The sequence below is a fragment of the Jiangella alba genome, assembly GCF_900106035.1.
GTDB classification, from domain to species: domain Bacteria; phylum Actinomycetota; class Actinomycetes; order Jiangellales; family Jiangellaceae; genus Jiangella; species Jiangella alba.
This window is the reverse complement of record NZ_FNUC01000003.1, coordinates 2,309,128-2,335,496: the sequence shown is the minus strand read 5'-3', so window position 1 is coordinate 2,335,496 and position 26,369 is coordinate 2,309,128. Positions and strand designations below refer to the sequence as shown.

The following is a 26,369-nucleotide window of genomic DNA, read 5'->3' as shown; positions in this document are numbered from 1 at the left end:
GAGCCCGATGCAGACCGAGGAGTTCGCCGACGTCCTGGCCGGCAACGACGACTACACGGCCCGGTTCGGCCTGGCCGGCCTCGAACCCGTCGCCGCACGCGGCCTGGCCGTCGTCACGTGCATGGACTCCCGCATCGAGCCACTGGACATGCTCGGGCTGAAGCCCGGCGACGCGAAGATCATGCGCAACGCCGGCGCCCGCGTCACCACCGACGTCCTGCGCACCCTCGCGCTGGCGACCCACCTGCTGGGCGTCACGCGCATCATGGTGGTGGCGCACACGAAGTGCAAGATGGCCAGCGCCACGGCCGACGAAGTGGTCGCGGCCATCGAGCAGTCGTCCGGCATCGACGTCCGCAGCCTCGACTTCCACCTGATCGCCGACCAGAAGGCCACCCTCGGCGCCGACGTGCAGCGCATCCGGTCCTGGCCCTTCTTCCCGCCCCACGTCCCCGTCGGCGGCTTCCTCTACGACGTCGACACCGGGCGCCTCACCCAGCACGCCTGACGCCGCATCCACCGATCGGTTGATCGCTGCTGTAGCCCGGCGGTCGATTCGCCGTGCCCGTGCCCACCGGCAGGCTGGTGGACATGGCGATCATCGAGGTAGAAGGCCTGGTCAAACGCTACGGCGACCACACGGCCGTTGACGGCGTCGGATTCGGGGTGGACGAGGGCGAGATCTTCGGCATCCTCGGACCCAACGGGGCCGGGAAGACGACGACCGTCGAGTGCATCGAAGGGCTGCGCACGCCCGACGCGGGCCGTATCAGCGTGGCCGGGCTGCATCCGCGCGACCCTGAGGTGCGCGAGCTGCTCGGCGCGCAGCTGCAGGAGAGCGAGCAGCCCGACAAGCTGACCGTCGGCGAGGCGATGCAGCTGTACAGCTCGTTCTACCGCCGGCCGGCGGACTGGCGCGAGCTCGTCCACACGCTGAAGCTCGACGACAAGACGGACACCCAGTTCCGGCGGCTGTCGGGCGGGCAGAAGCAGCGGCTGTCCATCGCGCTCGCGCTGGTCGGGAACCCGCGGGTGGCGGTGCTCGACGAGCTGACGACCGGCCTGGACCCGCAGGCGCGGCGCGACGCGTGGGGGCTGATCGAGGCGATCCGGGACCGCGGCGTGACGATCCTCATGGTCACGCACTTCATGGAGGAGGCCGAACGGCTCTGCGACCGGATCGCCGTCATCGACACGGGACGGGTGGTGGCGCTGGACACGCCGGCCGGGCTGGTGGCGCGGGTCGACGACCGGCAGCGGGTCCGGTTCCGGCCGTCCGCCGCGCTCGACCCGGCCGTGCTGACGGCGCTGCCCGAGGTCGACGACGTCCGGCAGGCCGGCGGGCAGCTCGTCGTCACGGGGACGGGGAACCTGCTGCTCGCCGTGACGGCGACGCTGGCCGCCCAGGGGATCACCGCGGCCGGGCTGCGGGTGGAACAGGCGTCGCTGGACGACGCGTTCGTCGCGCTCACCGGCCGCCCGATCGAGGTCTGAGGAGAACCATGTCCACGCTGACCAGGCTCACCACCACCGAGACCAGGCTGTTCTTCCGCGAGCCGATGAGCGTGTTCTTCGCGCTCGCGTTCCCGTCGATCCTGTTCGTCATCCTCGGCCTCGTCCCCGCGTTCCGCGAGCACCACGCGGACCTCGGCGGCCTGCGGGTGATCGACCTCTACGCGCCGATCCTCGTCGCCACCGGCATCACGATGTTCGCGCTGACCGGGCTGCCGCAGCAGTTCGCCACGTACCGCGAGAAAGGCGTCCTGCGGCGCATGCGCACGACGCCGGTGACGCCGCGGGTGATGCTGGCGGCGCAGCTGCTGATGTCGACGGCGCTGTCCGTCGTGTCGGTGCTGCTCGTGCTCGCCGTGGCCCGGCTGGGCTTCGACGTCCGCCTGCCGGAGGCGCCGCTCGCCTACGTCGTCGCGTTCGTGCTGTGCGCGCTGGCGATGTTCGCCGTCGGCCTGCTGGTGGCGTCGCTGGCGCCGAACGGGAAGAGCGCGGGGTCGACGGGCACCGTGCTGCTGTTCCCGCTGCTGTTCTTCGCCGGTCTGTGGATCCCGCGCGACTCCATGAACGACGTGCTGCGTGGCGTCAGTGATGCCACGCCGCTGGGCGCCGGCGTGCAATCATTGCAGGACGCCGCCGCGGGTCACTGGCCGCAGCCGTTGCACGTCGTCGTCCTGCTCGCCTGGACGGTGGCCGCCGGTGCGCTGGCCGCGCGGTATTTCCGCTGGGAGTGAGTCGTTGAGCAGCCAGGCCGAGCGCTGGGAACGCCGCGAGACCGCGTTCTTCGAGGCCGCGCCGTACCTCCTGCTGGCCGTCAGCACCGTCATGGCGCTGCTGCCGGTCTGGGACCTCGACGTGCGCGTCCCGGCGGTGCTCGGCCTGTCGCTCGCGACGGCGGCCTGGATCGCCTGGTTCGTCACGCTGCACCCCGGCTGGCGGCGGCGCCGGCCGCTGATGGCGCTCTACTACACGGGCCTGACAGCGCTGGCGGCCGGCCTGGTGCTGCTCGCCCCCTGGTACGGCATCTTCGCGTTCACCGGCTACGTGCACGCGGCGGTGTGCCTGACGGGCCGCTGGCGCTACGCCGGGGTGGCCGCGACGTCGGCCATCACGGCCGTGACGTACGTCGGCGGCATCGAGGCGGTCCGGCCGGACGGGTGGGGGCAGTGGGCCGTGGTCGCGGTCGTCGCGATCGTGCTGTCGTCGCTCTTCTTCCACCTCGCCGACGTCTCCGACCGGCGCGGCGACGAGCAGAAGCGCGTGAACGCCGAGCTGGAGGCGGCGCTGGCCGAGAACGCCGGCCTGCACGCGCAGCTGCTGGTGCAGGCGCGCGAGGCCGGGGTGCACGACGAGCGGCAGCGCATGGCCCGCGAGATCCACGACACGCTGGCGCAGGGACTGGCCGGCATCGTCACGCAGTTGCAGGCCGCCGAGCAGACGCTGGCCGTGCCGGCGACGGCGCGGCGGCACGTCACGACGGCCATGGAGCTGGCCCGCGAGAGCCTCACCGAGGCCCGCCGCACGGTGCACGCGGTGCAGCCGGAGGTGCTGGCCGGCGCCCGGCTGCCCGACGCCATCGGCGACGTCGTGCGGCGCTGGTCGGAGGTGAACGGCATCGACGCGGTGCTGACCACCACGGGCGACGCGCGGCCGATGCACGCCGAGGTCGAGGTGACGCTGCTGCGGGCGGCTCAGGAGGCGCTGGCCAACGTCGCCAAGCACGCGCGGGCCGGCCGCGTCGGGCTGACCCTGTCGTACATGGAGGACCTGGTGACCCTGGACGTGCGCGACGACGGCGTCGGCTTCGAGCCCGGCGCGGCCCGCACCGGCGACGCCGCGGGCGGCGGCTTCGGGCTGGCCGGCATGCGGCAGCGGGTGCAGCGGCTGGCCGGCCGCCTCGACGTCGAGTCCGAGCCCGGCGGGGGCACCGCCGTCTCCGCCTCGGTCCCGGCGATCCCGGCTGGTGACGCCCGGTGATCTCGCTGCTGATCGTCGACGACCACCCCGTCGTGCGCGACGGCCTGCGCGGCATGTTCAGCGCCGACCCGCGGTTCGAGGTGGTCGGCGAGGCCGCCCACGGCGCCGAGGCGGTCGCCGTCGGGGAGAAGCTGCGGCCGGACGTCATCCTCATGGACCTGCGGATGCCCGGCACCGACGGCGTCACCGCCATCGAGGAGCTGGCCCGGCGCGGCGTCGAGGCCAAGATCCTCGTCCTCACCACGTACGACACCGACAGCGACGTGCTGCCGGCGATCGAGGCGGGCGCCACCGGCTACCTGCTCAAGGACGCGCCGCGCGAGGAGCTGTTCCGCGCGGTCGAGGCGGCCGCGCGCGGGCAGGCCGTCCTCTCCCCCGCCGTGGCGTCCCGGCTGATGGGGCGGCTGCGCCAGCCGGCGGCGGAACCGCTGTCGCAGCGGGAGCTGGAGGTGCTGGAGCTGATCGCCGGTGGCGCGACGAACCGCGAGGCGGCGAAGCAGCTGTTCATCAGCGAGGCGACGGTCAAGACGCACCTGCTGCACGTCTACGCCAAGCTCGGCGTCAACGACCGTGCCGCCGCCGTGGCGACGGCGTTCTCGCGCGGGTACCTGACGCCTCGCCCCTGACTACGCCGTCAGCACCGGCGCGAGCGCCCGCCACTCCGCGCGCGGCAGCCCGGGCCGGTCGGTCAGGACCTGGACGCAGACGTGGTCGGCGCCGGCCTCGTGGTGCTCGGCGATCCGCCCGGCGATGGCGCCCGGGTCGCCCCACGCGACCAGCGCCTCGACCAGCCGGCGGCTGCCGGAGCCGCTGAGGTCGTCGTCGGTGAAGCCGAGCCGGCGCAGGTTGTTCACGTAGTTCGGCAGGCCGAGGTAGAACGCGACCATCGGCCCGGCGATGCGCAACGCCTCGTCCTCGTCCGCGGCCAGCACCACCTTCTGCTCGGGCGCCAGCAGTGGCCCGTCGCCGAGGACGTCGCGGGCCAGCCGGGTGTGCTCGGGCGTGACGAGGTAGGGGTGCGCGCCGAGGCTGCGCTCGCCCGCCAGCCGCAGCGTCCGCGGCCCGAGCGCCGCGACCGCCCGCTTCGCCGCCGGCACTCTCGCCGCGTCGAGCTGGTCGAGGTACTCGACGACCTTGCTGTACGGGCGGTGGTACTGGTGGCCGCGCCGCTCGACCAGCTCCGCGTGGCCCGCGCCGATGCCCAGCAGCAGCCGGTCCGGGTACACGCCGTCGACCCGGTGGAAGGCCGCCGCCACCTCGTCCGCGGGCTCGGTCCACACGTTGACGATGCCGGTGGCCGCCGTCAGCCGCGTCGTGGCACTGAGGATCTGCTCCGGATGGACGAGGTCGCCCCGGGCGCCGCCCAGCCAGGCGGCGCCGTAGCCCAGCGCCTCCAGCTCGCCGAACGCGTCGGCCACCTCTCCCGCGTCGCCCGGCCAGCTCCGCGCGCCGACCCACACCCCTGCCCGTCCCACGTCGATCGCCATACCGTGGGCAACCCCCGGGCGCCTCCGCGTCTTCCCTTACGCTCGAACCGTGCCGCACACCTTCCGCGCCCCAGCCACCGCCGACGAGGCCGCCCTGCTTCGGCTGAACAACGACCACGCGCTCGAGCTGTCCGAGCTCACTGCCGACGAGTTCCGCGAACTGCTGAAGGTGGCCTGGCGGGTGCGCGTCACCGACAATCTCAGCGCCATGGTCATCGCGTTCGACCAGGACACCGTCCGGTCCAGCCAGAACTTCGACTGGTTCAAGGCCCGCCACCCCCGCTTCGCCTACATCGACCGCGTCGTGGTGTCGCCGGCCGCCCGCGGCCAGGGACTGGCCCGCGCCCTGTACGAGGACGTCATCGCGGCAGCCCGCGCCGAGGGTCAGTCGCTGCTGTGCGCCGAGGTCAACCTCGAGCCGCCGAATCCGGCCTCCGACGCGCTGCACACCTCCATGGGGTTCACGCCGGTCGGCTCGGCCGCGCTGATCGGCCGCGACAAGTCGGTGCGCTACTACTCGCGCCCGCTCTGACCCCGAGCCGCCCGGCGTACGCCCCGGTTCGCGCCGCGACGTTGTCGGTGCCCGCCCGTAGGGTGGGCCCCACCCGGGCCGGGAGGGGTCGACCTACCACCACGCGAGCGAGGCGAGGCGAGGCGGCGCTTGCGCGGCGCCGTCGCCGTTGGGCCTGCCCGCCCCGGAGCCCTCGCGCCAAGATCATCCACGTTTTGGGCCGTGATAGCAGCACAGAAGGTGGATGATCTTGGAACGGCACCGGCGAGCGCAGCCCAACCCGCAGCGGAGCCGGTAGCCGAAGCCGCGAAGTGGACCAGACGGCGGCCAGCGAACGCCGACCCACAGCGGAGTCGGTAGCCAAGAACACCACCCACGGCCAGTGAGCGGCCAGCGGAGCTGAGGTGGCACGGAGTTAGGAGCCGGGCCCATCTTTCGGCCGGCCCCCTGACGCTGCTTTCACGGGGGCGCGGGCGGCCGGGTCAAGCGGTCCGCCGCCGCGCGAAGCGCCCCAGAGGTCCGCTTGAGGCGGCCACCCGCGCCCCCGACCATGGAGAGCAGCAGGGGGCAGGTCAACGCGGCAGACCCAGCCAACCCGAGCCCGGCCAACTGAACCCGGCCAACGAAGAACCCGGCCAGTCCCTCAGTCCCGGTCCTCCCCCTCCAGCGCCGGCGTCAGCTCGTCCACGAGGAGGGTGTCGCGGCGGACAGCGCCGCGGCGGTAGGCGGCCCGGCCGACCATGTGCGCGGCCACCGGGGCGGTCATCAGCTGGAACATCGCGACGGCGAGGAGCATGCCGACCTCGCTCCAGTCGCGCAGCCGCAGGCCGACCCCGACGAGGATCAGCAGCAGGCCGAGCACCTGCGGCTTCGTGCCGGCGTGCATGCGGCTGAGCAGGTCGGGGAACCGGATCAGGCCGATCGCGGCCACCAGCGACAGCGCGCAGCCCGCCAGCAGGCAGACCGCGGAGGCGATGTCGAGCCAGGTCACGAGCCCTCCCCCTTGTCGTCGTGGGCGGCGAAGCGGGCGACGCTGACCGAGCCGACGAAGCCGACCAGCGACAGCACCACCAGGATCGGCAGCGTGGTGGCGTGCCGGTTCAGCGCCGCCTCCAGGCCGAGCCCGGCCACGACGATCGCGATCAGCACGTCCATCGCGACCACCCGGTTGAGCATGGTCGGGCCGACGGCCATGCGCGTCAGCACGAGGAAGGCGGCGACGCTCAGCATGGCGGCGCACACCCAGATCACGACGGTCATCGGCTCGCCTCCACGTCGGCCCGATATGCGGCCAGTTCCTCGTCGGACGCCAGCGCCAGCATGACCCGCTCCTCCTGCCGCAGCGCCCGCCGCCGCGCCTCCTCGACGTCGTTCGCGTCGCGCACGCCGAGGACGTGCAGGAACAGCGTCGACGTCGACCGGCGCGCCTCGACGACCAGGCTGCCGGGGACGAGCGACAGCAGCTCGGCGGTGAGCGTCAGGTAGAGGTCGGAGTGGCTGCGCAGGTCGACCTCGATGACGGCGTTCGGCGGCTGCTTCCCGGGACGCAGCGCCTGCACCGCCACCTCCACGCTGGCCACGAACAGCTCGACGACGAACCAGCCGATCAGGACGGCCAGCCCGCGCGGCCGCAGTTTCCCGCCGAACACGATCGGCGGCAGCGGGAACACCAGGGTGACGATGACGGCGACGACCAGCCCGGACAGCACGTTCGTCACCGTCAGGCCGCCCCAGAGCAGCACCCAGACGACGGTCAGCCCGATCAGCATCGGCCACTGCACGCCGGTGCGACGCGACGGGACGTCGCCGGGCAGGTCGTCGGACACGTCGTTGCTCACGGTGCACCTCCCGGCAGGACGGCCTCGATGTACGGAGTGCGTTCACGCAGGTCGGCGGCGGCACGGTCGGTGAGCCCGAACAGCGGCCCGGCGAACACCGTCAGTGCGACGCCGACGGTCAGCAGCACGGCGGCCGGCCCGGCCATCCCGGCCCGCATGGCGACCGCCGCGACCTTCCCGGAGACCGGCGGCGGGTCGGTGCGCACCGGCTTGCGGTGCAGGTCGGTCGTGGGACCGGCGGAGACCTCGTCCTCCAGCGACGGCTGCCAGAACGCCCGGTTCCACGCCTTCGCCATGGCGTACAGCGTCAGCAGGCTGGTGACGACGCTGCCGGCGACCAGCACGTACGCCAGCCAGCTGCCGTTGTCGACGCCGGCCTGCATGAGCCCGAGCTTCCCGAGGAACCCGGAGAACGGCGGGATGCCGGCCAGGTTCATCGCCGGCACGAAGAACAGCAGCGCCAGCACCGGCGACAGCCGCGCCAGCCCGCCGAGCCGTTCCAGCGACGTGCTGCCGCCCCGCCGCTCGATCAGCCCGGCGACGAGGAACAGGTTGGTCTGGATGATGATGTGGTGCACGACGTAGTAGATGGCGCCGGACAGGCCGTCGTCGCTGGCCAGAGCCACTCCGAAGACCATGTAGCCGATGTGGCTGACCAGCGTGAACGACAGCATTCGCTTGAGGTCGTCCTGCGCGACGGCGCCGAGGATGCCGATGACCATGGTCAGCAGCGCCGCCCACAGCAGCAGGTCCGACAGCGGGCTGTCCGGGAACAGCAGCGTCTGCGTCCGGATGATCGCGTAGACGCCGACCTTCGTCAGCAACCCGGCGAACACCGCGGTGACCGGCGCCGGAGCGGTCGGGTAACTGTCCGGCAGCCACGCCGACAGCGGGAACACCGCCGCCTTGATCGCGAACGCCGTCAGCAGCATCAGCTGCAGCATCAGCGCCACCCCGGACGGCAGCTCGTCGAGCCGGCCGGCCAGCTGGGCCAGGCTGACGGTGCCGGTGGCGGCGTAGACCAGCGCCAGCGCCGTCAGGAACACGATCGACGACGCCAGCGACACCACGACGTAGGTGCTGCCGGCCCGGATCCGGTCGGCCGTGCCGCCGAGAGTGAGCAGCACGTACGACGCGGCCAGCAGGATCTCGAAGCCGACGTACAGGTTGAACAGGTCGCCGGACAGGAACGCGTTGGCCACGCCCGCGACCAGGATCAGGAAGGTCGGATGGTAGATCGACAGGGGTGTGTCCGGCCCGTACTCCACCAGGCCCTGGCTCAGCGAGTACAGCAGGACGCACAGCGCCACGACCACCGACACCAGCAGCATCAGCGCGGACAGCCGGTCGGCGACCAGCGAGATGCCGATCGGGGCGGGCCAGCCGCCGACGTGCATGACCTGCGGGCCGTCGGCGTCGGCGCGGGCCAGCAGCACCGACGCGATGCCGGCCATGAGCACCAGCACGACGACGCTGACCACGCGCTGCGCCCGGGCCGACCGGCCGAGCGCGAGCGCCAGCCCGGCGCCGAACAGCGGCAGGACGACGGGCAGCGGGACGAGTGCGGACGCGTTCACCGGCTCTCCTCCTCGCTGCCGACGGTGGCCGGCTCGGCCTCGCCCTCGCCGTCGTCGCTGCCTTCCTCGTCCATCGTCCCGCCGGCGCTGTCGTCGTAGCTGGACGACACCTCGTCGCGCTCGGCGCGGCGGCGGATCGCGGCGTCCTCGACGTCGTCCTGAACCTCGTCGTTGCCGTTGAGCTGCCACGCCCGGTAGGCCATGGCCAGCAGGAACGCCGTCACGCCGAGGGTGATGACGATGGCGGTGAGCACCAGCGCCTGCGGCAGCGGGTCGCTCATGTCGTCGACGTCGTTGAGCCCGACGATCGGCGCCCGCCCGGCCGGTCCGGACGCCACCAGGAACAGCGTGTTGACGCCGTTGCCGATGAGGATGACGCCGACCAGCACGCGGGTCAGGCTGCGCTCGAGCAGTAGATACACGCCGGCGGCGAACAACACGCCGACCACGGCGACCAGGACCAGGTTCGTGCTCATCGCACCCCCTCCGCGGACTCGATGGACTCGCCGGGCTCGGCGTCGTCGCCGGCCTGCTTGTCGATGCCGCCGCCGAGACTGCGCAGCACGTCGAGCATCAGCCCGACGACGACGAGGTAGACGCCGATGTCGAAGAACAGCGACGTCACGAAGTGCACCTCACCGATCAGCGGCAGCGAGAAGTCGACGATGGCGCTCTGCAGCACGTCGCCGCCGAAGGCCAGCGGCACCATCCCGCTGCCGGTGGCGATGAACAGCCCGATGCCCAGCACCAGGCCGGCGTCGACCGGCGCGGCCTCGTCCAGCTCGTGTCGGCCGCCGGCGAGGTAGCGCACCATCAGCGCCAGCCCGGCCACCAGGCCGCCGGCGAACCCGCCGCCGGGCGAGTTGTGCCCGACGAACAGCAGGTAGATGGAGAACACGATGACGACGTGGAAGGCCAGCCGGGTGACCACCTCGAACAGGATCGAGCGGCCCTCGGGCGCGACGGTGCGCCCGGCCCGCAGCCACAGGTTGCGGTGCGGACGGCGATCCTGCGGCGTCGTCGGGGTGGGCGCGCTGGCGATCGCGTCGTCGGGCCGCCACCGCCCGGTGCGGCCGGTGATGAGGAAGATCAGGCTGGCCACGCCGGTGGCGGCGACGACGAGGACGGAGATCTCGCCCATCGTGTCCCACGCCCGGATGTCGACCAGCGTGACGTTGACGATGTTGTAGCCGCCGCCGTAGCTGACGGCCGGCTCGGCGAACCCGTCGGACACCGGGTCGGCCGTCCGCGCGCCGGACGCGGCCAGCGCCAGCCCGGCCATCACGGCGCCGACGGCGACCCCCAGCCCGACCCGCCACCAGCGCGACTTCGTCAGCGGCCGGTCGGAGAAGTACGGCGGCAGCCGGCGCAGCACCAGCACGAAGATCACCAACGTGACGGTCTCGACCAGCACCTGGGTGAGCGCGAGGTCGGGCGCGCCGTGCAGGATGAACAGCATCGCCATGCCGTAGCCGGTGCCGCCGGCCAGCAGCACCGCCTTCAGCCGGCGCCGCGACCGCGCGGCCAGCACCGCGGCGGCGATCATGATCGCGGCCACGACGGCCTGCCCGACGCTGTCCCACGCGCGCACGCCGGGACCGTCCGCCCACAGCTGCTGCGCCAGCAGCACACCGCCCGGCACCACGACCACCACCAGGAAGATGACGGCGAGGTAGCTCGGCAGCGAGCCGCGCTGGGTGGCGCCGGTGACCTCGACGGCGAGGCGGTCGACGCCGCGCATGATGGTCCGGTAGGACGTCTCGGCGTCGGTGCGCGGCGCCAGGGCGGCCTCGACCCGGTCGACGCGGTCGCGCCAGCGGAACAGCAGGATGCCCACCAGCACCGACGCGATCGACAGCAGCAGCGCCAGGTTCACGCCGTGCCACAGCGCCAGCTCCGGCTCGTGCGCGCCCTCCGGGAACAGCTCGGCGTACGGCGCCAGCAGCTCGGTCTCGATCGGCCCGAGGAAGCCCAGCCCCAGCCCGCCGAAGGCGAGGATGACCGGCGCGGCGGAGAACGCGATGGTCGGGAACCGGCAGTCCGACGCCGCGATGGGCGTGACGCCCGGCTTCACCGCGAACGCGCCCCAGACGAACCGGATGCTGTAGGCCGCCGTCAGCGCGGAGCCGACGGCCAGCCCGGCGACCAGCGCCCAGCCGGCGAACGTCCCGATGCCGGTGCCGTCGCCGGTCTCGGCGATGTCGACGGCGGCGGCGTACGCGGTCTCCTTCGCGACGAACCCGGCCAGCGGCGGGATGGCCGCCATCGACGCGGCCGCCAGCACCGACGTCACCAGCAGCAGCGGCAGCCGGCGTCCCAGCCCCGACAGCTCGCGCAGGTCACGGGTGCCGGTGGCGCGGTCGACCAGGCCCACCACCAGGAACAGCGTCGCCTTGAACAGCGCGTGCGCCACCAGCATCGCGACGCCGCCCAACGCCGCCGACCGAGTGCCGGCGCCCACCAGCACGATCAGGAAGCCCAGCTGGCTCACCGTCCCGTACGCCAGCAGCAGCTTGAGGTCGGTCTGCCGCAACGCGCGCAACCCGCCCAGCAGCATCGTCAGCACACCGAGAGTCAGCAGCAGCGGCCGCCACGGCATCAGCCCGGCGAACGCCGGCGCGAACAGCGCGACCAGGTACACGCCGGCCTTCACCATGGCGGCCGCGTGCAGGTACGCGCTGACGGGGGTGGGCGCGGCCATGGCGCCGGGCAGCCAGAAGTGGAACGGGATCAGCGCCGACTTCGACACCGCGCCGATCAGCACCAGCACGACCGCGACGGTGACGGCGTCACCGCCGGGCGGGTTCGCCAGCACCTCCGAGATGCGGTACGTCCCGGCCGCCTGCCCGATGACGATGACGCCGACCAGCATCGCCAGCCCGCCGAACGTCGTCACCATGAGCGCCTGCATGGCCGCGCGCCGGTTCGCCTTGCGCTCCGGGTTGTGCCCGATGAGCAGGTACGACAGGACCGTCGTCAGCTCCCAGAACACGTACAGCACCAGCAGGTCGTCGGCCAGCACCAGGCCGAGCATGGTCGCCGCGAACGCCGTCAGCAGCCCCGCGAACCGCGGCAGGCCGGCGTCGTCGCGGCGGAAGTAGGCGCCGCAGTAGGCCAGCACCAGCGCACCCACGCCGGTGACCAGCAGCGTCATCACCCAGGTGAGCGTGGTGAGGCGGAACGACAGCTCCAGCCCCAGCGTCTGGACCCATTGCACCTGCTGCTCGACGGCCCCGCCGTGGCGGACCTCCCCGGTCATCGCGACGGCCCAGACGAAGCCGGCGGCGGGTACGGCGGCCAGCACCAGAAACGCCCTGCGGCGTAGCCAGGACACCAGGGCAGGCGCCAGCGCCGCGGCGACGAAATGCGCGGCGATCAGGGCCAGCATCATGAGCGGCTCTCACGGTCGGACACAGGAAACCCTTCGATGGTGCCGCCTGCGCAGCGTCGCAGGGGCACATTCGCACGGACGGGGACGGTCAGGCGGCGACGGGTTCAGGAGGGGCGCGGCCGTCAGCCGTGCCGGCGGGGGCCGGCGCGGCGGGCCGCGCGGTGGTGTCGCGGACCTTGTCCGCCGTGGTGGGCGCGGGGGCGGCGGGTGCCGTGTCGAGGGCGACGACGGCGGAATCGGGACCGGCGTGGTCGCCGGTGGGCGCGTGGCCGTCGTCGACGGTCTGCCGGGTGGCGTCGTCGAGCAGCTGCTGGTCGCCGTCGACGCGCGGCAGCGAGTTGGGGGTGATCTCGGCGGCGGGATGGATGGCAGGGCCGATGCCGCGGACGGTGTCGCCGCCGGCGCTGACCATGGCCGCCGCGAGCACGACCAGACCGGCGGCGAGCAGGGCGGCGACGAGGTCCCGGAGCACGGCTCTGGAGGCGGTGACCATGTGTCCCACCTCCCCCGGCTGCTCGTTTCGTCGCCCTTACCCTACCGGTCCGGAGGCCACCCTCCGGACCGGCGGCGGCCCGCGCCGACCACCGAATTCGCGGTCACCAGCGGCTCGGCGCCACTATTCCGGTCGTCGAGGTGAGGAATCTCCCAGCGCGGTCGGGGGCGGTCAGCCGTCCCGGGCCGCCGGCCTCCACACCGATGCGGGATCTCCTGGCCACCCCGCGATCGGCTCAGTATCGGCCGATGTCACTGCCCGTCCTGTCGTGCCGGGTGCGAGAGCGCCGCGGCCATGCGTCCGTTGCAGACGGCGACCGTGACGAACCCCAGCGGCACTGCGGCGACGCTCGCTGCGAGCGCGATGCCGGGGTGGAACCAGGTGGGCAGGTCGGTGAACATGTCGCCGCCGAAGATCATGCCGCACAGCAGGATCGGTGTCAGCGCGATCCCGATCCACATGACCACGTAACCGAAGCCGGCGAGGAAGCTCCACACGCGAGCGCGCAGCGCTCCCGGACCATCGAACCGAAACGGTTCCAGGGCTCTGTCCACCGCTGGCGGCCACCGGACGACGAGCACGTCGTCGACGAACTCCGGATCGAACGTGGTGTGGCGCAAGCCGATGGTCTGCCCGGCGAGGCCGCGACCGCTGCCCGGCATCGACAGCGGGCACTGGATCCTCCGGTGAAGGACTCCATGCCCCGGCACTTCGGCGCTGATGATGAGCGTGTCGGGCCCCTGCACATCGCCGCCGGGAGCGTCCTCGATCGCGTAGTCGATCATGCCGACGGTGAGGTGGCCCTCGGCGAGCTGTTCCTCGCTCGGCCGGGGGCGCGGCGTCGGCGGTGGGGGGACGTCGCGAACGATCGCGTCCCAGATCCGTCGGGAGAGCGCCGGCCGCCTCTGTGCGCCGGGGTTCCGTGTCCCCGCCTGCGGATCCGTCATTGCTGCTCCTGCTCCTGGCGGGAGAACTTCTCGTAGTACGTCGCATGTCCGTCCGGGTCGACGAGGATGTGCAGCAGCTCGCGCACCACGGCGAGGTTGGGGCTGGTGCGGTACAAGCCGGGGACGCTGTTGCCTCCGTCGTCGCTGAAACCCAGTGTGTTCGCCCGGGCGGGATCGTTGGTGGGGGTGTTGCCGCCGGTTCCGTCGGAGATCGAGTAGCGCATCCGCATCGAGGAGTACTCGTACTCCTGCCCGTCGGGAAGCCTCAGCCGGTCCGGAGTCAGGGTGATTCCCGGCCTTCCGCTCCGCTTGCCGGGGAAGGAGACCGGGTGTCCTGCCCGCAGCCGGGCCAGTGTTTCTCGCACGAGGACCGGTTTCGCTGCGGTGTGGATCTCGGCGGCCGCCTGTGCCAGCTCACCCCGCCAGGGAGCGGTGAGCCGGCCGGATCCGACCTCCGGATGTGGGGAGGTGAACAGGACGCGGTGCAGGTCGAGCACACCGCCGGCGAACGGCATGGCCTGTCGCACTGTGCCGAACCGTGATTCGACGACGCCCTGCTCGTAGACGTCGACCGACCAGCCCGCATGTCGCCAGGCCGACAGCAGGCCGAGGAACTCCCAGAAGCCCCACCCGAGAAGTGCCATGGCCGGGAACGTGAGCGCGTAGACCCACCAAGGCGGAGCTCCGCCGCCCGGTTCCGCGACACGGAAGACATACAGCACCACGACGCCCGCCAGTACGAGGGCGAGGGCAACGAGCAGCGCCCAGCGCACGGTCCGATTCCGCACCCGGCGAACGGGGTTCTCGGCGTGGAGGACCAGCTCGCCGTAGTCGGCCGCGTGCTCGTCTCGCCGGTGCTCGCGTGCCATACCGTTGTTCATGATCGCCCCCGTTTCGAGTGCGGTGCCGGAACCGGTTCGGGCCGAGAATCCGCGCTCTCGTGCTCTCCGCGCCGACGACGGCCAGCACCAAGAAGACGCGGTTCAGCAGCGCCCAGCGGCGGATGCGCGCCCGCGTTCGCGGAGTCCGCGCTCGGGCCACCCAGTTCTCGGTCTCCTGGTTGACGTCGCGAACCTCTGTGTCGAGTCCACGCGGGAAGGCGATCCCGGTGCGGGCTCGAGCGGTCCGCGCTCGGTGCCGAGACGGATGCGGTCCAGCACGTACTCGGCCCGCCCGACGTCGGTCCGCGATCCGGGACCACCGGCGGATCCGTTCCCTCGTCTCCGGGGTCGTCGCCCGACGCGGCCAGTGATCGAGGGTGTTGTGCCGGATCTCGTGCGTGCGCGCCCATTCCCTGGTCTGCTGGCTCAGAGGTGCGCCACTGCACGTCGCCTCCGTTCCCGCCGGGTCAGGGATCGCCGCAGTGCGGTGCGGTTGCCTGTCGTCCGGGGCGCCCTCACCGGCCCCGCACGCGACGTCCCACCTGTCTGTCCACATTCTCCCATGACGGCGCCTACCGATCACAGGAGCAGCGCCTCGGCGCGGCTTCGGGGAAGCCGCGCAGGAGCGGCCGCCGGTGACGGCTCAGGCGTCGATGCGGGCGCGGTCGAGCTCGGCGGCGCCGGCGATGATGAACTCCTTGCGCGGCGCGACGTCGTTGCCCATCAGCAGCTCGAACACTCGCTCGGACTGCTCGGCGTCCTTGGCGTTGATGCGCCGCAGCCGGCGGTGCCGGGGGTCCATGGTCGTCTCGGCCAGCTGGTCGGGGTCCATCTCACCGAGGCCCTTGTAGCGCTGCGGGGTCTCCTTGACCCGGACGCCCTTGCGGGCGAGCTCGCGCAGCGTGCGGTCGAGGTCGGCGTCGGTGTAGGTGTAGACGTACTTTTCCTGGCCCTTCTTCGGGTTGGCCAGCTCGATGCGGTGCAGCGGCGGCATGGCGGCGAACAACCGGCCGGCCTCGACGTACGGGCGCATGTAGCGGTAGAAGAGCGTGATGAGCAGCGTGCGGATGTGCGCGCCGTCGACGTCGGCGTCGGTCATGAGGATGACCCGGCCGTAACGCGACTGGTCGAGGTCGAACGAGCGGCCGCTGCCGGCGCCGAGCACCTGGATGATGGCGGCGCACTCGGCGTTCTTCAGCATGTCGGCGACGGACGCCTTCTGCACGTTGAGGATCTTGCCGCGAATGGGCAGCAGCGCCTGGTACTCGGCGTCGCGGGCCGACCGGCCGGTGCCCAGCGCGGAGTCGCCCTCGACGATGAACAGCTCGGAGCGTTCCAGGCTGTTGGACCGGCAGTCGACCAGCTTGGTCGGCAGCGAGCTGGTCTCGAGCGCGTTCTTGCGGCGGACGGTCTCTTTGTGCAGCCGCGCCGCCACCCGGGCCTTCGCCGCCGCGACGACCTTCTCGAGCAGTGTCGACGCCTGCGCCTTGTCGCCGCGCTTCGTCGAGGTCAGCAGGGCCTTCAGCTCGCGCTCGACGACGGTGGAGGCGATGGAGCGCACCGCCGCGGTGCCGAGCACCTCCTTCGTCTGGCCCTCGAACTGCGGTTCGTCGAGGCGGACGGTGACCACCGAGGTGAGCCCCTCGAGCACGTCGTCCTTCTCGATCTTGTCGTTGCCGGCCTTGAGCCGGCGCGCGTTGACCTTGATCTGGTCGCGCAGCGCCTTGAGCAGGCCCTGCTCGAACCCAGCGACGTGGGTGCCGCCCTTCGGCGTGGCGACGACGTTGACGAACGAGCGGCCGACGGTGTCGTAGCCGGTGTCCCAGCGCAGCGCGACGTCGACCTGGCAGACCCGCTCGGTGTCCTTGCTGACCAGCTGGCCGTCGTCGTCGAGGACGGGGACGGTCTCGCGGAAGGTCTGCTCGCCGGTGAGCCGGAGCACGTCGGTGACGGCCGCGCCGGGGCTGAGGAACTCGACGAACTCGCTGATGCCGCCGTCGTGCCGGAACGTCTCTTCGACGACGTCGTCGGCGCGTTCGTCGCGGACTACCAGCTGCAGCCCGGGCACCAGGTACGACGTCTGGCGGGCGCGGGAGATGAGGTCGTCCCACGAGTAGGTGGCGTCGCGCAGGAAGATCTGGCGGTCGGCGTAGAAGCGGACCCGGGTGCCGGTGACGCGCTTGGCCACCCGCCCGGTGACGCGCAGCTCGGAGTGGTCGGTGAACGGCGCGAACGCCGCCCGGGGGCCGTCGCCGTCCCAGACGCCGGGCTCGCCGCGCCGGAACGACATGGCGTGCGTGCGGCCGCCGCGGTCGACCTCGACGTCGACCCGCTCGGACAGCGCGTTGACGACGCTGGCGCCGACGCCGTGCAGGCCGCCGGTGGCCGCGTAGGAGCCGCCGCCGAACTTCCCGCCGGCGTGCAGCTTCGTGTAGACGACCTCGACGCCGGACAGGCCCGACTTGGCGTGGGTGTCGACCGGGATGCCGCGGCCGTTGTCGCTGACCGCGGCCGAGCCGTCGGCGTGCAGCACGACCTCGACGCGGTCGCAGAACCCGCCGAGCGCTTCGTCGACGGCGTTGTCGATGATCTCCCACAAGCAGTGCATGAGGCCGCGGGAGTCGGTCGAGCCGATGTACATGCCCGGCCGCTTGCGCACGGCCTCGAGCCCCTCGAGCACCGAGAGGTGGCGGGCGGTGTAGTCGCCACCGGTGTTCGGGACGTCGGCGCGCTCGGCGGTCACGTGTCGGTTCCTCCTTGCCGTGAGCACATGCGCTGCCAGCGTAGACCCTGCCACCGACGGAACCCGCGCAGGCGCGCTGGCGGGACCTCGTCCGAACGTGTTGACGAGTCGATCAGGTGACCAGTGTCACAGCCACGCCGATTACGCGCAGAGCGAACCACCCCGCGCTCGAGATGCGGGAACGTCTGGGGGTGATTACATGTTGGTACGGATGCACGACACCACCGGAAATCTCGGTGGTCCAACGATCAGGAAGGCAGGCGACGTGACTACTACGGCTCTCGCTACCAGCCCTCTCAAGGCCACTGACCGCTGCGACAGCTGCGGCGCCCAGGCGTACATCCGCGTCGTCCTGAACGAGGGCGAGCTGCTGTTCTGCGGCCACCACGGCCGCCGGCACGAGGCCAAGCTCCGCCCCATCGCGGTGGAGTGGCACGACGAGACCGACCGCCTCCAGCCCCAGCCGACTCCCGTCACCGACTGACCCCGTCACTCTCGCAGGCCGGCGGCCGCCTCGTTCGCGAGGCGGCCGAGCACTATCCGCCAGCCGTCGACGGTCTCGCCGCGCAGTGTCGCCGGCAGGCCGTCGTGGCGGAGTTCCACGACGGTGCCGCCGCCGTCCGGGCGCAGCGTGATCTCCACCCGCGAGCCGCCGGGCGCAACGGAGGGCACGCCGGGTCCCGGCTCCCAGCCGAACGTGAACACCAGCCGCTCGTACGGCGCCAGCTCGACGAACTCCCCGCGCATCACCGGGTCCGGCCCGCCGTCCATCGCGACGCGCAGCAGGCCACCGGGACGCGCGTCCGCCTCGGCGCTGCCCCACCACCGCCCCAGCAACTCCTGGTCGGTGAGGTAGGCCCAGACCCGCTCCGGCGGCGCGTCGATGCGGATGCTCTGTTCGATCACTCGTTCTCCACCGCTTCCTTGAGCCGGCGCAGCTGCGCCGACCACATGCGTTCGATGAACCCCGCCGCGTCGTCCAGACCCTCGGGGCGCAGCGCGTAGAGCCGGCGGTTGCCGTCGCGGCGCACGTCCACCAGGCCGGCGTCGGCGAGCACCCTGAGGTGCTGCGACACCGCCGGGCGGCTGATGCCCGGGAAGTTCCGCGCCAGCTCGCCGGCCGAGCGCTCGCCGTCGCGGACCAGCTCCATGATCGCCCGCCGGGTGGGGTCGGCGACCGCCCGCAGTGCGTCGTCCACGTCCCCCTCCGGTAGTCTGTGTAAGAAGTTGCTTACATAGTACCGGAGGAATCATGAAGGAGTTGGAGGCGCTGGTCGGCGCCTGGCGGTCGAGCGGCGAGACCGTCGACGAGCCCGTCGTGCGCATCGAGGGCAGCGACGTGTACGAGTGGCTGCCCGGCGGGCACTTCCTGCTGCACCACGTCGACGTCGCCCTCGACGGGCGGCGCTACCAGGCGCTGGAGGTGTTCGAGGGCGACGTCGCGCGGTCCTACGACAGCGACGGCGCCACCGGCACCATGACCGTCGCGCTCGACGCGCCCGGAGTGCTGCTGCTGGCCGGGCCGGACACCCGGGCGCGGCTCACCGTCGGCGCCGACCGCATGGCCGCGCGCTGGGAGCGGCTGGAGTCGGGCCGGTGGCGGCACTGGATGGACATGCGGTTCACGCGGGAGTCTTCGCCGCGCTCCCCCGCAGCAGCCACGCCATGAGGACCCCGGCCAGCGCGCCGAACAGGTGGCCCTGCCACGAGATGCCGGGCTGGCCGGGCAGCACGCCGACCACGATGCCGCCGTACATCAGCACCACGATGACCGCGACGACCACGGCCAGCGCCCGGCGGCTGAACACGCCCCACGCCACCAGGAACGCGGCGTAGCCGTAGACCAGCCCGCTGGCGCCGATGTGGACGCTGTTCGGCGACGCCGCCAGCCAGGTGGCGAACCCGCCGACCAGCGCCACGCCGATGGTCACCGGCCAGAACCGCTGCGTCGTCATGGCGATGAGGCAGCCCAGCACCAGGAACGCGCCGGTGTTGGCGATCAGGTGGCCGAACCCGCCGTGCAGGAACGGCGCCGTGACGACGCCGACCAGTCCCTCGGCGTCGTGCGGGCGGATGCCGTACTGGTCGAGGTCGACGCCCGGCAGCGAGTCGACGATCTCCCCGGCCCACATGAGCAGCACGAGGACGAAGACCGGCAGGGTGGCCGCGAGGGCCGGCGGCACGGATCGACGCGGCGTGACCTGGCCCGAGGACGACATGTCGCCAGTGTATGTGGCGTCAGAACGGCAGGGCGGCACGGACGCGGGCCGCGGCGGCGCGGCCGTCGTCACCGTCGTGCCAGGTGCAGCCGAGACCGATCGCCGCGACCCGGCCGGTGCCGAGCACCCGGCGCACGGCCTGCCCGACCTCGTCGGCGGACGGGCCCCCGGCGACCGGGAACAGCAGGCCCGGCAGCTGCGCCCCGTCGACGACGTCGAGGTCGAGGTGCAGGTAGACGGGCCCGTCCGGCACCGCCTCGGCGTCGAGCTCGGCGGTGAAGACCTGCCGGATGTCCGACGCGGCCAGGTAGTCGCGCTCCGGCGGGTCGAGGTCGCGCCCGTCGACCAGGACGATGCGGTCCTCGGGCACCGGCGCCAGCTCGAGCCGGTCGGCCAGCAGCTCCGGCCGGTAGCCGGCCAGCATGCGCAGCGGCATCCCGCCCAGATACCCCGACGCCGTCGTCTCCAGCGTCTGCACGTCTCCGTGCGCGTCGAACCACACGATCGACGGCGCGCTGCCGTGCGCGCGCTGGACGCCCGCCACGACGGCCTGCGAGACCATGCAGTCGCCCGACATCACCAGCGGCGCCGTCCCGGCCCGGACCTCGGCCGCCACGAGCTCGGCGACCTCCCCGTACAGCCCGGCCACCCTCCCCCACACGTCGTCGCCGCCCAGCCCCCGCGTCACCGTCACGTCAGGCTCGTACGGCACCTCGAGTCCCGGCCGATGCTCGTCGAGGTGATAGGGCACGAGAATGCGCGTCATCGGGCGATTGTGTCACCAGCACGCGAAACGGCCCCGCACCCGGGGTTCCGGGGCGGGGCCGTTGCGTGCGCTGAGCGCCGTCAGTCGAGGTAGTCGCGGAGGACCTGGGACCGGGACGGGTGGCGCAGCTTGGACATGGTCTTCGACTCGATCTGGCGGATGCGCTCGCGGGTGACCCCGTAGACCTTGCCGATCTCGTCGAGGGTCTTCGGCTGGCCGTCGGTGAGGCCGAAGCGCATGGACACGACGCCGGCCTCGCGCTCGGACAGGGTGTCGAGGACCGCGTGCAGCTGCTCCTGCAGCAGCGTGAACGAGACCGCCTCGGCCGGGACGATGGCCTCGGAGTCCTCGATGAGGTCGCCGAACTCGCTGTCGCCGTCCTCGCCGAGCGGGGTGTGCAGCGAGATGGGCTCGCGGCCGTACTTCTGGACCTCGACCACCTTCTCGGGGGTCATGTCCAGCTCGGTGGCCAGCTCCTCCGGGGTCGGCTCGCGGCCGAGGTCCTGCAGCATCTGCCGCTGCACCCGGGCCAGCTTGTTGATGACCTCGACCATGTGCACCGGGATGCGGATGGTGCGGGCCTGGTCGGCCATGGCGCGGGTGATGGCCTGCCGGATCCACCAGGTGGCGTAGGTGGAGAACTTGAAGCCCTTGGTGTAGTCGAACTTCTCGACCGCGCGGATGAGGCCGAGGTTGCCCTCCTGGATGAGGTCCAGGAACAGCATGCCGCGGCCGGTGTAGCGCTTGGCCAGCGAGACGACGAGGCGGAGGTTGGCCTCGAGCAGGTGGTTCTTGGCGCGACGGCCGTCCTCGGCGATCCACTCGAGCTCGTTGCGGAGCTTCGCCGGCATGGTGTCGCCCTCGTTGGCGAGCTTCTCCTCGGCGAACAGGCCGGCCTCGATGCGCTTGGCGAGCTCGACCTCCTCGCCGGCGTTCAGCAGCGGGACCTTGCCGATCTGCTTGAGGTAGTCCTTGACCGGGTCGGCGGTGGCGCCGGCGACGGCGACCTGCTGCTCGGGCTCGTCGGTGTCGTCGTCCTCGGAGAGGATGAAGCCCTCGTCCTCGATCTTGGCTTCCTCGGCGGCCAGCTCGCCCGCGTCGGGCTCACCGTCCGGTCCGGTACCACCCTCCTTGGCCGGCGCGTCGGCCGTCTTGGCGGCCTTCTTGCGGCCACGGCCCTTGGGCGCCGCCGCGGCGGGCTCCTCAGCAAGGCCGGTACCGGCCGTGTCGTGGGCGTCGGCTTTCGCCTTCTTCACCGCCGTTTTCACAGATCCCTCGCCTTTCCTGGCCGCCGGCTCGGACGTCTTCGCTGCCGCGGTCGCCACCGCTGTCGGACGGGTGGACGTTGCCGCGGCGACACGCTTGCGCGGACTCCGCGAGTCCGCCGCCGCTACCACGACCGTAATACCGGTCGACTTCAAATGCTCGACAACGAACCGGCTCTCTTTCATCGCCAGGTTGGCCGCACCGCACGCGACCCGGACGTCCTCGGCGGTGACCGAGCCCGACTTTCGTCCCTGGGAGACGAGCGCCTGGACCGACGGCAGCTCCAGGATCCGGGCGTTCTTGGTGCTGGACGAGCTCGACGACACGTACGACCTCTCGAAGTCTTGGTTAGGGGCAGCGCAGTACGCGAGGTGGCGGTGGCAACACATCATTGTGGCACAGGGCACGGGTCCCCTTCATCCCGAAAGGCCGCCGTCCACGCCGATGTCTCACCGCCCGGCCCACCGTAGCGCGAGAATCGTCTGATCGTCGGCGGCGCCGTCGATCTGCATGCGCCGGACGACCGCGTCGAGCAGTTCCTCGAGCGGCGCCCCGCGCTGTTCTTCGAGGCAGCGCAGCAGCTGGGCGAAGCCCTCCTCCAGCGAGCGCAGCCGGCTCTCGATCAGCCCGTCGGTGAACGCGATCAGCACGTCGCCGGGCCACAGCCGCACGGACTGGGTCGACCGCGGCTCGGTGACGCCGATCGGGGTGGTGCCGGCGCCGGCGTCGACGAGCTCGACGGCGCCCACCTCGGGGATGCGGATCAGCGGCAGGTGCCCGGCGTCGCCGACGCGGACGGTCCCGTTGACGGGGTCGACCAGCGCGTACACGACGGTGACCATCTCGACGGCGTCGTCGCGCTCGACCAGGCGGTCGAGGCCGCCGAGCACCGCCGCGGGGTCGGGATCGGTGAGCGCCAGCGCCCGCAGCGCCGCCCGCATCTGGCCCATCGCGCTGGCCGCGGTGACGCCGTGGCCCATGACGTCGCCGACCACCAGGGCCAGCTCGCCGTCGGGCATGACCAGGGCGTCGTACCAGTCGCCGCCGACGGAGTGCTCGCCGACGTCGGTGCGCGACCGGGCCGCGAGGTCGATGCCGGCCACCGTCGGCAGCCGCCGCGGCAGCAGCCCCTGGCTGAGCGACGCGGCCGCCGTCCGCTCCCGCTCGAACAGCCGGGCCCGGGCGAACGCCAGCGAGCACTGCTGGGCGACGGCGCGCAGGAACCGGCACTGGTCGGAGTCGAACTCCTGCTCGGTGGCGAAGGAGAACCGGACGGCGCCGACGCAGCCGTCCTCGCCGGCCAGCGGCAGCACCGCCCAGGCGCGTTCGTCGGTGTGGTCGAGGAACTCGCCGAAGGCGGGGTCGCCCGGCGCGGCGGCGCGGGCGCGGTCGCGGCTGCCGAGGAACATCGGCCAGCCGCTGCGCAGCACCTCGTCGGTGGGCGTGACGGCCTGGTGCGGCCAGACGGGCACGAGGTCGCCCTCGCCGAGCCCGGTGGTGACGGGGTACGGGCGGCCGTTGCCGCCGATCAGCGTGACGGCGGTGCGCAGCGCCTGTACGTTGCGCCGGCCGATGGCGGCGGCGCCGTCGGCGACCTCGCGGACCGTGACCGCCCGCGACAGCACGTCGGACACCTCCAGCAGCCGCGCGTTGCGGGCCCGGCTGCGGCGCAGCGACGAGATGGCGCGCTGGTGCGAGGTGTCGTCGACGACGAACATGGCGACCTCGCGGCCGCGGCCCTCGTCGACCAGGTACCAGGACGAGTGCAGGTGGTAGGTGTCGGTGCGCCCGGAGACGGCGGGCTCTTCGGCCTCGACGGACTCGCCGGTGCGCAGGACCCGCTCGATCATCTCGTCGGTGTGCGCCGCCAGCTCCGGCGGCAGCACGTCGACCGGCATCCGCCCGAGGTGGTCGGCGATGCCCTTCCCGGACCGTTCCGCGAGAGCGGCGTTGATGGCGAGGTAGCGGTGCTCGTCGTCGAAGACCGCGAACCCCACGGGTGCGTCGACCCCGGCCAGCGCTCCGAGCAGGCGCTGGGCGTCAGCCGGTCGCATCGTCGCTAGGCCTTCGCCGCACGCTTGATCTCCCGCTTCGTGGCCCGGACCTGCAGCAGCGTCTCGGCGTCGACGACGTCAGCCACCGACCGGGTGGCGCCGTCGGCGCCGTAGTCGCCGGCCGCCTCGCGCCAGCCGTCGGGCTGGACGCCGATCTGCTTGCCCAGCAGCGCGACCATGATCTTGGCCTTCTGCTCACCGAACCCCGGCAGCGCCTTGAGCCGCTTCAGCAGCTCCTTGCCGGTGGCGGCGTCGGCCCAGATGTTCGCGGCGTCGTTGCCGTAGTGCTCGGCGACGAACCCGGCCAGCTTCTGCACCCGCCCGGCCATCGACCCCGGGAACCGGTGCACGGCCGGCGTGCGGGAGAAGATCTCGGCGAACGCCTCGGGGTCGTGCGCGGCGACGACCGCGGGATCGAGGTGGTCGGTGCCCATGCGCTCGGCGATGACGGCCGGGCCCGAGAACGCCTTCTCCATGGGCACCTGCTGGTCCAGCAACATGCCGGTGAGCAGGGAGAACGGATCGCGCGCCAAGAGCGCGTCGGCGTCGGGATCGCCGGCCAGGTAGAGCGTGGTCACGTTCGCGGGAACCTCTCGGGGGTGTCTGATGGATATTGGCGGATGCGGGCGGCGTCCAGGCGTCGGTCCAGCAAGGCGGAGGAGAAGGTCGATGCGGAGCCATCGACCAACGACGACAACGCCGCTGGCCGGCGTCTGGGCGTCGATCCGCGCCGCCGAAGATCCATCAGAGACCCCCTTAGTCCTCGTCCTCGGCCTTGACGGCGAGGACAGGGCATGGTGCGTCCAACAGGATACGCTGGGCGTTGCTACCCAAGATCAACTTACCGACCGGGCTGCGGCGGCGCAGGCCGATGACGATGAAGTCGGCCGCGTTCTCCTCCGCCACGGCGATGAGGTCCTCGGCCACGTCCATGCCGCGCACCAGCTGGCGCACCTCGGCCTCGATGCCGGCGTCCTTCAGCTGCTGGCTGACGGTGGCCAGCTCGACGTCGGCGCGAATGGCGTCGTCGTCGTCGAAGTCGCGCCCGCCCCTGGCGGAGTTGACGACGACCAGCCGCGCACCGCGCAGCCGGGCCTTCTCGGCAGCCCGGCGCAGTGCCGCCCGGCCCTCGGACTTGGGGACGTAGCCCACGACGATCGCGGTCATCGGAACCTTCTCTCACTCCGGCGTGAACTCCGGTCGCGGCGCAACCGTACCGCAGCCATCGGCAGGGATTGTCGGTGACGCGTGCGACGATCGGAGCATGCGCGTCCTCCATCTCGACCTGGACGCATTCTTCGCCTCGGTCGAGCAGCGCGACAAGCCGTCGCTTCGCGGCAAACCGGTCATCGTCGGCGGGCTCGGGCCGCGCGGGGTCGTGTCGACGGCGTCCTACGAGGCGCGCGTGTTCGGCGTCCGGTCCGCGATGTCGATGAGCGAGGCCCGCTCCCGCTGCCCGAACGCCGCCTACCTGTCCGGCCGGTTCGGCGTGTACCGAGCGGTCAGCGCGGTGGTCATGGCCCGGCTGCGGGAGCTGTCGCCGGTGGTCGAGCCGCTGTCGCTGGACGAGGCGTTCGTCGACCTCGCGGCCGGCCCCGGCGGTGCGCCGCCCGCCGCCGACGAGGTGCGGGCGCTGGCCCGGTCGCTGCGATCGACGATCGTCGATGAGACCGGCGTGACCGCCTCCGTCGGCGTGGCGGCGTCCAAGCTGATGGCGAAGATCGCCTCCGAGCAGGCCAAACCCAACGGCCTGGTGGTCATCGAGCCGGGCACCGAGCTGGACGTGCTGCATCCGCTGCCGATCCGCGCCCTCCCCGGCGTCGGCCCGGCGACGGCCGCCCGGCTGGCCCGCTTCGGCGTCAAGACCGTCGGCGACCTCGCCCGCATCACCGAGCCCGACCTCGTCGACCTCCTCGGCGACGCGCACGGCCGCTCCCTGCACCGCCTCTCGCTGGCCCGCGACGACCGGCCGGTCAGCGCCGACCGCGAGTCGAAGTCCGTCAGCGTCGAGGACACGTTCGACCGCGACCTCACCGACCCCGCCCTGCTCGCCGCCATCGTCGCGCGGCTGGCCGATCGGGTGGCGCAGCGGCTGGCCAAGGCCGGGCTGTCGGGGCGGACCATCACGCTGAAGACGCGGCTGCACGACTTCACCACCCTGTCGCGCTCCTCCACCCTGCCCGCCCCGACCGACGACGCCCGCATGCTGTCGTGGGTGACGACGCAGCTGCTGGCCGACCTCGACACCACCGGCGGCGTCCGCCTCCTCGGCGTCGGCGTGTCGGGGCTGTCCGACTGGGTCCAGGACGACCTCTTCGTCGCCGACGCCGCTCCCACCGCCCTGCCGGCCGACCAGGCCGACCCTGCCGACCAGGTCGACGAGGTCCTGCACGAGCGCCGCGGCTGGTCACCCGGCATGGACGTCGTGCACGCGGTGCACGGCGCCGGCTGGGTGTGGGGGTCCGGACGCGGCCGCGTCACCGTCCGCTTCGAGACGGCCGCCACCCCGCCCGGCCCCGTCCGCACCTTCGCGGCCGACGATCCCGAGCTGACGCCCGCTCCCCCGCCGCCGATCCCCACCGACCCCCTCGCCGCCGCCTGACGACCGCCGGCTGCACGGTTCTGGTGGCGGGCAGGCGCGGCGCGGTTCGTCGGCGCGACGTTGTCGGTGCCCGCCGGTAGGGTGGGCCCCACCCGGGCCGGGAGGGGT

Annotated in this window: 28 protein-coding genes; 9 read left to right on the top strand and 19 right to left on the bottom strand. The window is 72.4% G+C overall.

From position 1 onward, the window contains the following. Nucleotides 1-7 precede the first annotated feature (7 nt). From BLV02_RS13185 to BLV02_RS13165, 5 genes are all read left to right on the top strand, one after another. The gene (locus tag BLV02_RS13185; RefSeq protein WP_171906827.1) at nucleotides 8-508 is read left to right on the top strand and encodes a beta-class carbonic anhydrase; all 501 of its coding nucleotides are present in this window, start codon (nucleotides 8-10) and stop codon (nucleotides 506-508) included. 83 nt (nucleotides 509-591) lie between these two features. Beyond that, nucleotides 592-1,494, top strand: coding sequence for an ABC transporter ATP-binding protein (locus tag BLV02_RS13180; RefSeq protein ID WP_069113586.1), 903 nt, complete (start codon nucleotides 592-594; stop codon nucleotides 1,492-1,494). A gap of 8 nt (nucleotides 1,495-1,502) precedes the next feature. After that, nucleotides 1,503-2,243, top strand: a complete 741-nt coding sequence (locus BLV02_RS13175; protein ID WP_069113533.1) for an ABC transporter permease — start codon at nucleotides 1,503-1,505, stop codon at nucleotides 2,241-2,243. Nucleotides 2,244-2,247: 4 nt separating this feature from the next. After that, a complete protein-coding gene (locus BLV02_RS13170; protein ID WP_216094428.1) occupies nucleotides 2,248-3,486 on the top strand; it encodes a sensor histidine kinase in 1,239 nt (412 codons plus the stop codon). Continuing rightward, nucleotides 3,483-4,112, top strand: coding sequence for a response regulator (locus BLV02_RS13165; protein WP_069113534.1), 630 nt, complete (start codon nucleotides 3,483-3,485; stop codon nucleotides 4,110-4,112). The genes BLV02_RS13170 and BLV02_RS13165 overlap by 4 nt, the downstream gene beginning before the upstream one ends. On the opposite strand, the gene BLV02_RS13160 is transcribed toward BLV02_RS13165, so the two are convergent. Continuing rightward, entirely contained in the window at nucleotides 4,113-4,973 is an 861-nt protein-coding gene (locus BLV02_RS13160; protein WP_069113535.1) for an LLM class F420-dependent oxidoreductase, read from the bottom strand. It abuts the gene before it with no gap. A 49-nt stretch (nucleotides 4,974-5,022) separates the two neighbouring features. Here BLV02_RS13160 and BLV02_RS13155 point away from each other — a divergent pair, with 49 nt between their 5' ends. Further along, nucleotides 5,023-5,505: a GNAT family N-acetyltransferase gene (locus tag BLV02_RS13155; protein WP_069113536.1), complete on the top strand. Its 483-nt coding sequence runs from the start codon at nucleotides 5,023-5,025 to the stop codon at nucleotides 5,503-5,505. Nucleotides 5,506-6,127: 622 nt separating this feature from the next. On the opposite strand, the gene mnhG is transcribed toward BLV02_RS13155, so the two are convergent. The 10 genes from mnhG to BLV02_RS13105 all read right to left on the bottom strand — a co-directional run bounded on the left by mnhG (nucleotide 6,128) and on the right by BLV02_RS13105 (nucleotide 17,354). Further along, entirely contained in the window at nucleotides 6,128-6,475 is a 348-nt protein-coding gene (mnhG, locus tag BLV02_RS13150; protein WP_069113537.1) for a monovalent cation/H(+) antiporter subunit G, read from the bottom strand. Next, the gene (locus BLV02_RS13145; protein WP_069113538.1) at nucleotides 6,472-6,744 is read right to left on the bottom strand and encodes an MrpF/PhaF family protein; all 273 of its coding nucleotides are present in this window, start codon (nucleotides 6,742-6,744) and stop codon (nucleotides 6,472-6,474) included. The genes mnhG and BLV02_RS13145 overlap by 4 nt, the downstream gene beginning before the upstream one ends. Beyond that, nucleotides 6,741-7,322, bottom strand: a complete 582-nt coding sequence (locus tag BLV02_RS13140; protein ID WP_216094429.1) for a Na+/H+ antiporter subunit E — start codon at nucleotides 7,320-7,322, stop codon at nucleotides 6,741-6,743. The genes BLV02_RS13145 and BLV02_RS13140 overlap by 4 nt, the downstream gene beginning before the upstream one ends. Then, on the bottom strand, nucleotides 7,319-8,899 hold the full coding sequence (locus BLV02_RS13135) for a Na+/H+ antiporter subunit D (RefSeq protein ID WP_069113539.1): 1,581 nt from the start codon (nucleotides 8,897-8,899) through the stop codon (nucleotides 7,319-7,321). The genes BLV02_RS13140 and BLV02_RS13135 overlap by 4 nt, the downstream gene beginning before the upstream one ends. Further along, entirely contained in the window at nucleotides 8,896-9,375 is a 480-nt protein-coding gene (locus BLV02_RS13130) for a Na(+)/H(+) antiporter subunit C (protein ID WP_069113540.1), read from the bottom strand. Before BLV02_RS13130 ends, BLV02_RS13135 begins: the two co-directional genes overlap by 4 nt. Further along, nucleotides 9,372-12,287 carry a Na+/H+ antiporter subunit A gene (locus BLV02_RS13125; protein WP_069113589.1) on the bottom strand — a complete coding sequence of 972 codons (2,916 nt, stop codon included), beginning with the start codon at nucleotides 12,285-12,287 and terminating at the stop codon, nucleotides 9,372-9,374. Before BLV02_RS13125 ends, BLV02_RS13130 begins: the two co-directional genes overlap by 4 nt. A 91-nt stretch (nucleotides 12,288-12,378) precedes the next feature. Further along, nucleotides 12,379-12,783 carry a hypothetical protein gene (locus BLV02_RS35640; protein WP_069113541.1) on the bottom strand — a complete coding sequence of 135 codons (405 nt, stop codon included), beginning with the start codon at nucleotides 12,781-12,783 and terminating at the stop codon, nucleotides 12,379-12,381. A 251-nt stretch (nucleotides 12,784-13,034) separates the two neighbouring features. Further along, the gene (locus BLV02_RS13115) at nucleotides 13,035-13,730 is read right to left on the bottom strand and encodes a hypothetical protein (RefSeq protein ID WP_216094431.1); all 696 of its coding nucleotides are present in this window, start codon (nucleotides 13,728-13,730) and stop codon (nucleotides 13,035-13,037) included. Next, nucleotides 13,727-14,503 carry a hypothetical protein gene (locus BLV02_RS13110; protein WP_141711741.1) on the bottom strand — a complete coding sequence of 259 codons (777 nt, stop codon included), beginning with the start codon at nucleotides 14,501-14,503 and terminating at the stop codon, nucleotides 13,727-13,729. The genes BLV02_RS13115 and BLV02_RS13110 overlap by 4 nt, the downstream gene beginning before the upstream one ends. A gap of 751 nt (nucleotides 14,504-15,254) precedes the next feature. After that, nucleotides 15,255-17,354: a DNA gyrase/topoisomerase IV subunit B gene (locus tag BLV02_RS13105; protein WP_069113543.1), complete on the bottom strand. Its 2,100-nt coding sequence runs from the start codon at nucleotides 17,352-17,354 to the stop codon at nucleotides 15,255-15,257. A 265-nt stretch (nucleotides 17,355-17,619) separates the two neighbouring features. Here BLV02_RS13105 and BLV02_RS13100 point away from each other — a divergent pair, with 265 nt between their 5' ends. Next, nucleotides 17,620-17,838, top strand: coding sequence for a DUF7455 domain-containing protein (locus BLV02_RS13100; RefSeq protein ID WP_216094432.1), 219 nt, complete (start codon nucleotides 17,620-17,622; stop codon nucleotides 17,836-17,838). 5 nt (nucleotides 17,839-17,843) lie between these two features. Here the strand turns inward: BLV02_RS13100 and BLV02_RS13095 are convergent, their stop codons facing one another. After that, complete coding sequence (locus tag BLV02_RS13095; protein WP_069113544.1) at nucleotides 17,844-18,260, bottom strand: SRPBCC family protein; 417 nt, start codon at nucleotides 18,258-18,260, stop codon at nucleotides 17,844-17,846. Further along, the gene (locus BLV02_RS13090; RefSeq protein ID WP_074946320.1) at nucleotides 18,257-18,553 is read right to left on the bottom strand and encodes an ArsR/SmtB family transcription factor; all 297 of its coding nucleotides are present in this window, start codon (nucleotides 18,551-18,553) and stop codon (nucleotides 18,257-18,259) included. The genes BLV02_RS13095 and BLV02_RS13090 overlap by 4 nt, the downstream gene beginning before the upstream one ends. A 53-nt stretch (nucleotides 18,554-18,606) precedes the next feature. Between BLV02_RS13090 and BLV02_RS13085 the strand changes: the two genes are divergently transcribed. Further along, complete coding sequence (locus tag BLV02_RS13085; protein WP_069113545.1) at nucleotides 18,607-19,023, top strand: hypothetical protein; 417 nt, start codon at nucleotides 18,607-18,609, stop codon at nucleotides 19,021-19,023. On the opposite strand, the gene BLV02_RS13080 is transcribed toward BLV02_RS13085, so the two are convergent. From BLV02_RS13080 to BLV02_RS13055, 6 genes are all read right to left on the bottom strand, one after another. After that, nucleotides 18,977-19,573: a rhomboid family intramembrane serine protease gene (locus BLV02_RS13080; RefSeq protein WP_069113546.1), complete on the bottom strand. Its 597-nt coding sequence runs from the start codon at nucleotides 19,571-19,573 to the stop codon at nucleotides 18,977-18,979. The two genes, BLV02_RS13085 and BLV02_RS13080, sit on opposite strands and share 47 nt — an antisense overlap. A gap of 19 nt (nucleotides 19,574-19,592) precedes the next feature. After that, complete coding sequence (locus BLV02_RS13075) at nucleotides 19,593-20,339, bottom strand: arginase family protein (RefSeq protein ID WP_069113547.1); 747 nt, start codon at nucleotides 20,337-20,339, stop codon at nucleotides 19,593-19,595. Nucleotides 20,340-20,419: 80 nt separating this feature from the next. Further along, the gene (locus tag BLV02_RS37150) at nucleotides 20,420-21,994 is read right to left on the bottom strand and encodes an RNA polymerase sigma factor (RefSeq protein WP_171906832.1); all 1,575 of its coding nucleotides are present in this window, start codon (nucleotides 21,992-21,994) and stop codon (nucleotides 20,420-20,422) included. Nucleotides 21,995-22,054: 60 nt separating this feature from the next. Beyond that, on the bottom strand, nucleotides 22,055-23,659 hold the full coding sequence (locus tag BLV02_RS13065; protein ID WP_083288997.1) for a SpoIIE family protein phosphatase: 1,605 nt from the start codon (nucleotides 23,657-23,659) through the stop codon (nucleotides 22,055-22,057). 5 nt (nucleotides 23,660-23,664) lie between these two features. After that, nucleotides 23,665-24,237, bottom strand: a complete 573-nt coding sequence (locus BLV02_RS13060; RefSeq protein ID WP_069113550.1) for an HhH-GPD-type base excision DNA repair protein — start codon at nucleotides 24,235-24,237, stop codon at nucleotides 23,665-23,667. Nucleotides 24,238-24,415: 178 nt separating this feature from the next. Continuing rightward, nucleotides 24,416-24,826, bottom strand: a complete 411-nt coding sequence (locus tag BLV02_RS13055; RefSeq protein ID WP_069113551.1) for a universal stress protein — start codon at nucleotides 24,824-24,826, stop codon at nucleotides 24,416-24,418. Nucleotides 24,827-24,923: 97 nt separating this feature from the next. On the opposite strand from BLV02_RS13055, the gene BLV02_RS13050 reads away from it, so the two are divergent. Then, entirely contained in the window at nucleotides 24,924-26,261 is a 1,338-nt protein-coding gene (locus BLV02_RS13050) for a DNA polymerase IV (protein ID WP_069113552.1), read from the top strand. The last annotated feature ends 108 nt before the right edge of the window (nucleotides 26,262-26,369 follow it).

Coding starts and splice junctions, on each gene's coding strand:
- BLV02_RS13185 (WP_171906827.1), top strand. CDS start 8: ATGCAGACCGAGGAGTTCGCCGACGTCCTGGCCGGCAACGACGACTAC.
- BLV02_RS13050 (WP_069113552.1), top strand. CDS start 24,924: ATGCGCGTCCTCCATCTCGACCTGGACGCATTCTTCGCCTCGGTCGAG.
- BLV02_RS13125 (WP_069113589.1), bottom strand. CDS start 12,287: ATGCTGGCCCTGATCGCCGCGCATTTCGTCGCCGCGGCGCTGGCGCCT.
- BLV02_RS13085 (WP_069113545.1), top strand. CDS start 18,607: ATGAAGGAGTTGGAGGCGCTGGTCGGCGCCTGGCGGTCGAGCGGCGAG.
- BLV02_RS13175 (WP_069113533.1), top strand. CDS start 1,503: ATGTCCACGCTGACCAGGCTCACCACCACCGAGACCAGGCTGTTCTTC.
- BLV02_RS13075 (WP_069113547.1), bottom strand. CDS start 20,339: ATGACGCGCATTCTCGTGCCCTATCACCTCGACGAGCATCGGCCGGGA.
- BLV02_RS37150 (WP_171906832.1), bottom strand. CDS start 21,994: ATGTGTTGCCACCGCCACCTCGCGTACTGCGCTGCCCCTAACCAAGAC.
- BLV02_RS13180 (WP_069113586.1), top strand. CDS start 592: ATGGCGATCATCGAGGTAGAAGGCCTGGTCAAACGCTACGGCGACCAC.
- BLV02_RS13115 (WP_216094431.1), bottom strand. CDS start 13,730: ATGACGGATCCGCAGGCGGGGACACGGAACCCCGGCGCACAGAGGCGG.
- BLV02_RS13130 (WP_069113540.1), bottom strand. CDS start 9,375: ATGAGCACGAACCTGGTCCTGGTCGCCGTGGTCGGCGTGTTGTTCGCC.
- BLV02_RS13160 (WP_069113535.1), bottom strand. CDS start 4,973: ATGGCGATCGACGTGGGACGGGCAGGGGTGTGGGTCGGCGCGCGGAGC.
- BLV02_RS35640 (WP_069113541.1), bottom strand. CDS start 12,783: ATGGTCACCGCCTCCAGAGCCGTGCTCCGGGACCTCGTCGCCGCCCTG.
- BLV02_RS13065 (WP_083288997.1), bottom strand. CDS start 23,659: ATGCGACCGGCTGACGCCCAGCGCCTGCTCGGAGCGCTGGCCGGGGTC.
- BLV02_RS13055 (WP_069113551.1), bottom strand. CDS start 24,826: ATGACCGCGATCGTCGTGGGCTACGTCCCCAAGTCCGAGGGCCGGGCG.
- BLV02_RS13080 (WP_069113546.1), bottom strand. CDS start 19,573: ATGTCGTCCTCGGGCCAGGTCACGCCGCGTCGATCCGTGCCGCCGGCC.
- BLV02_RS13145 (WP_069113538.1), bottom strand. CDS start 6,744: ATGACCGTCGTGATCTGGGTGTGCGCCGCCATGCTGAGCGTCGCCGCC.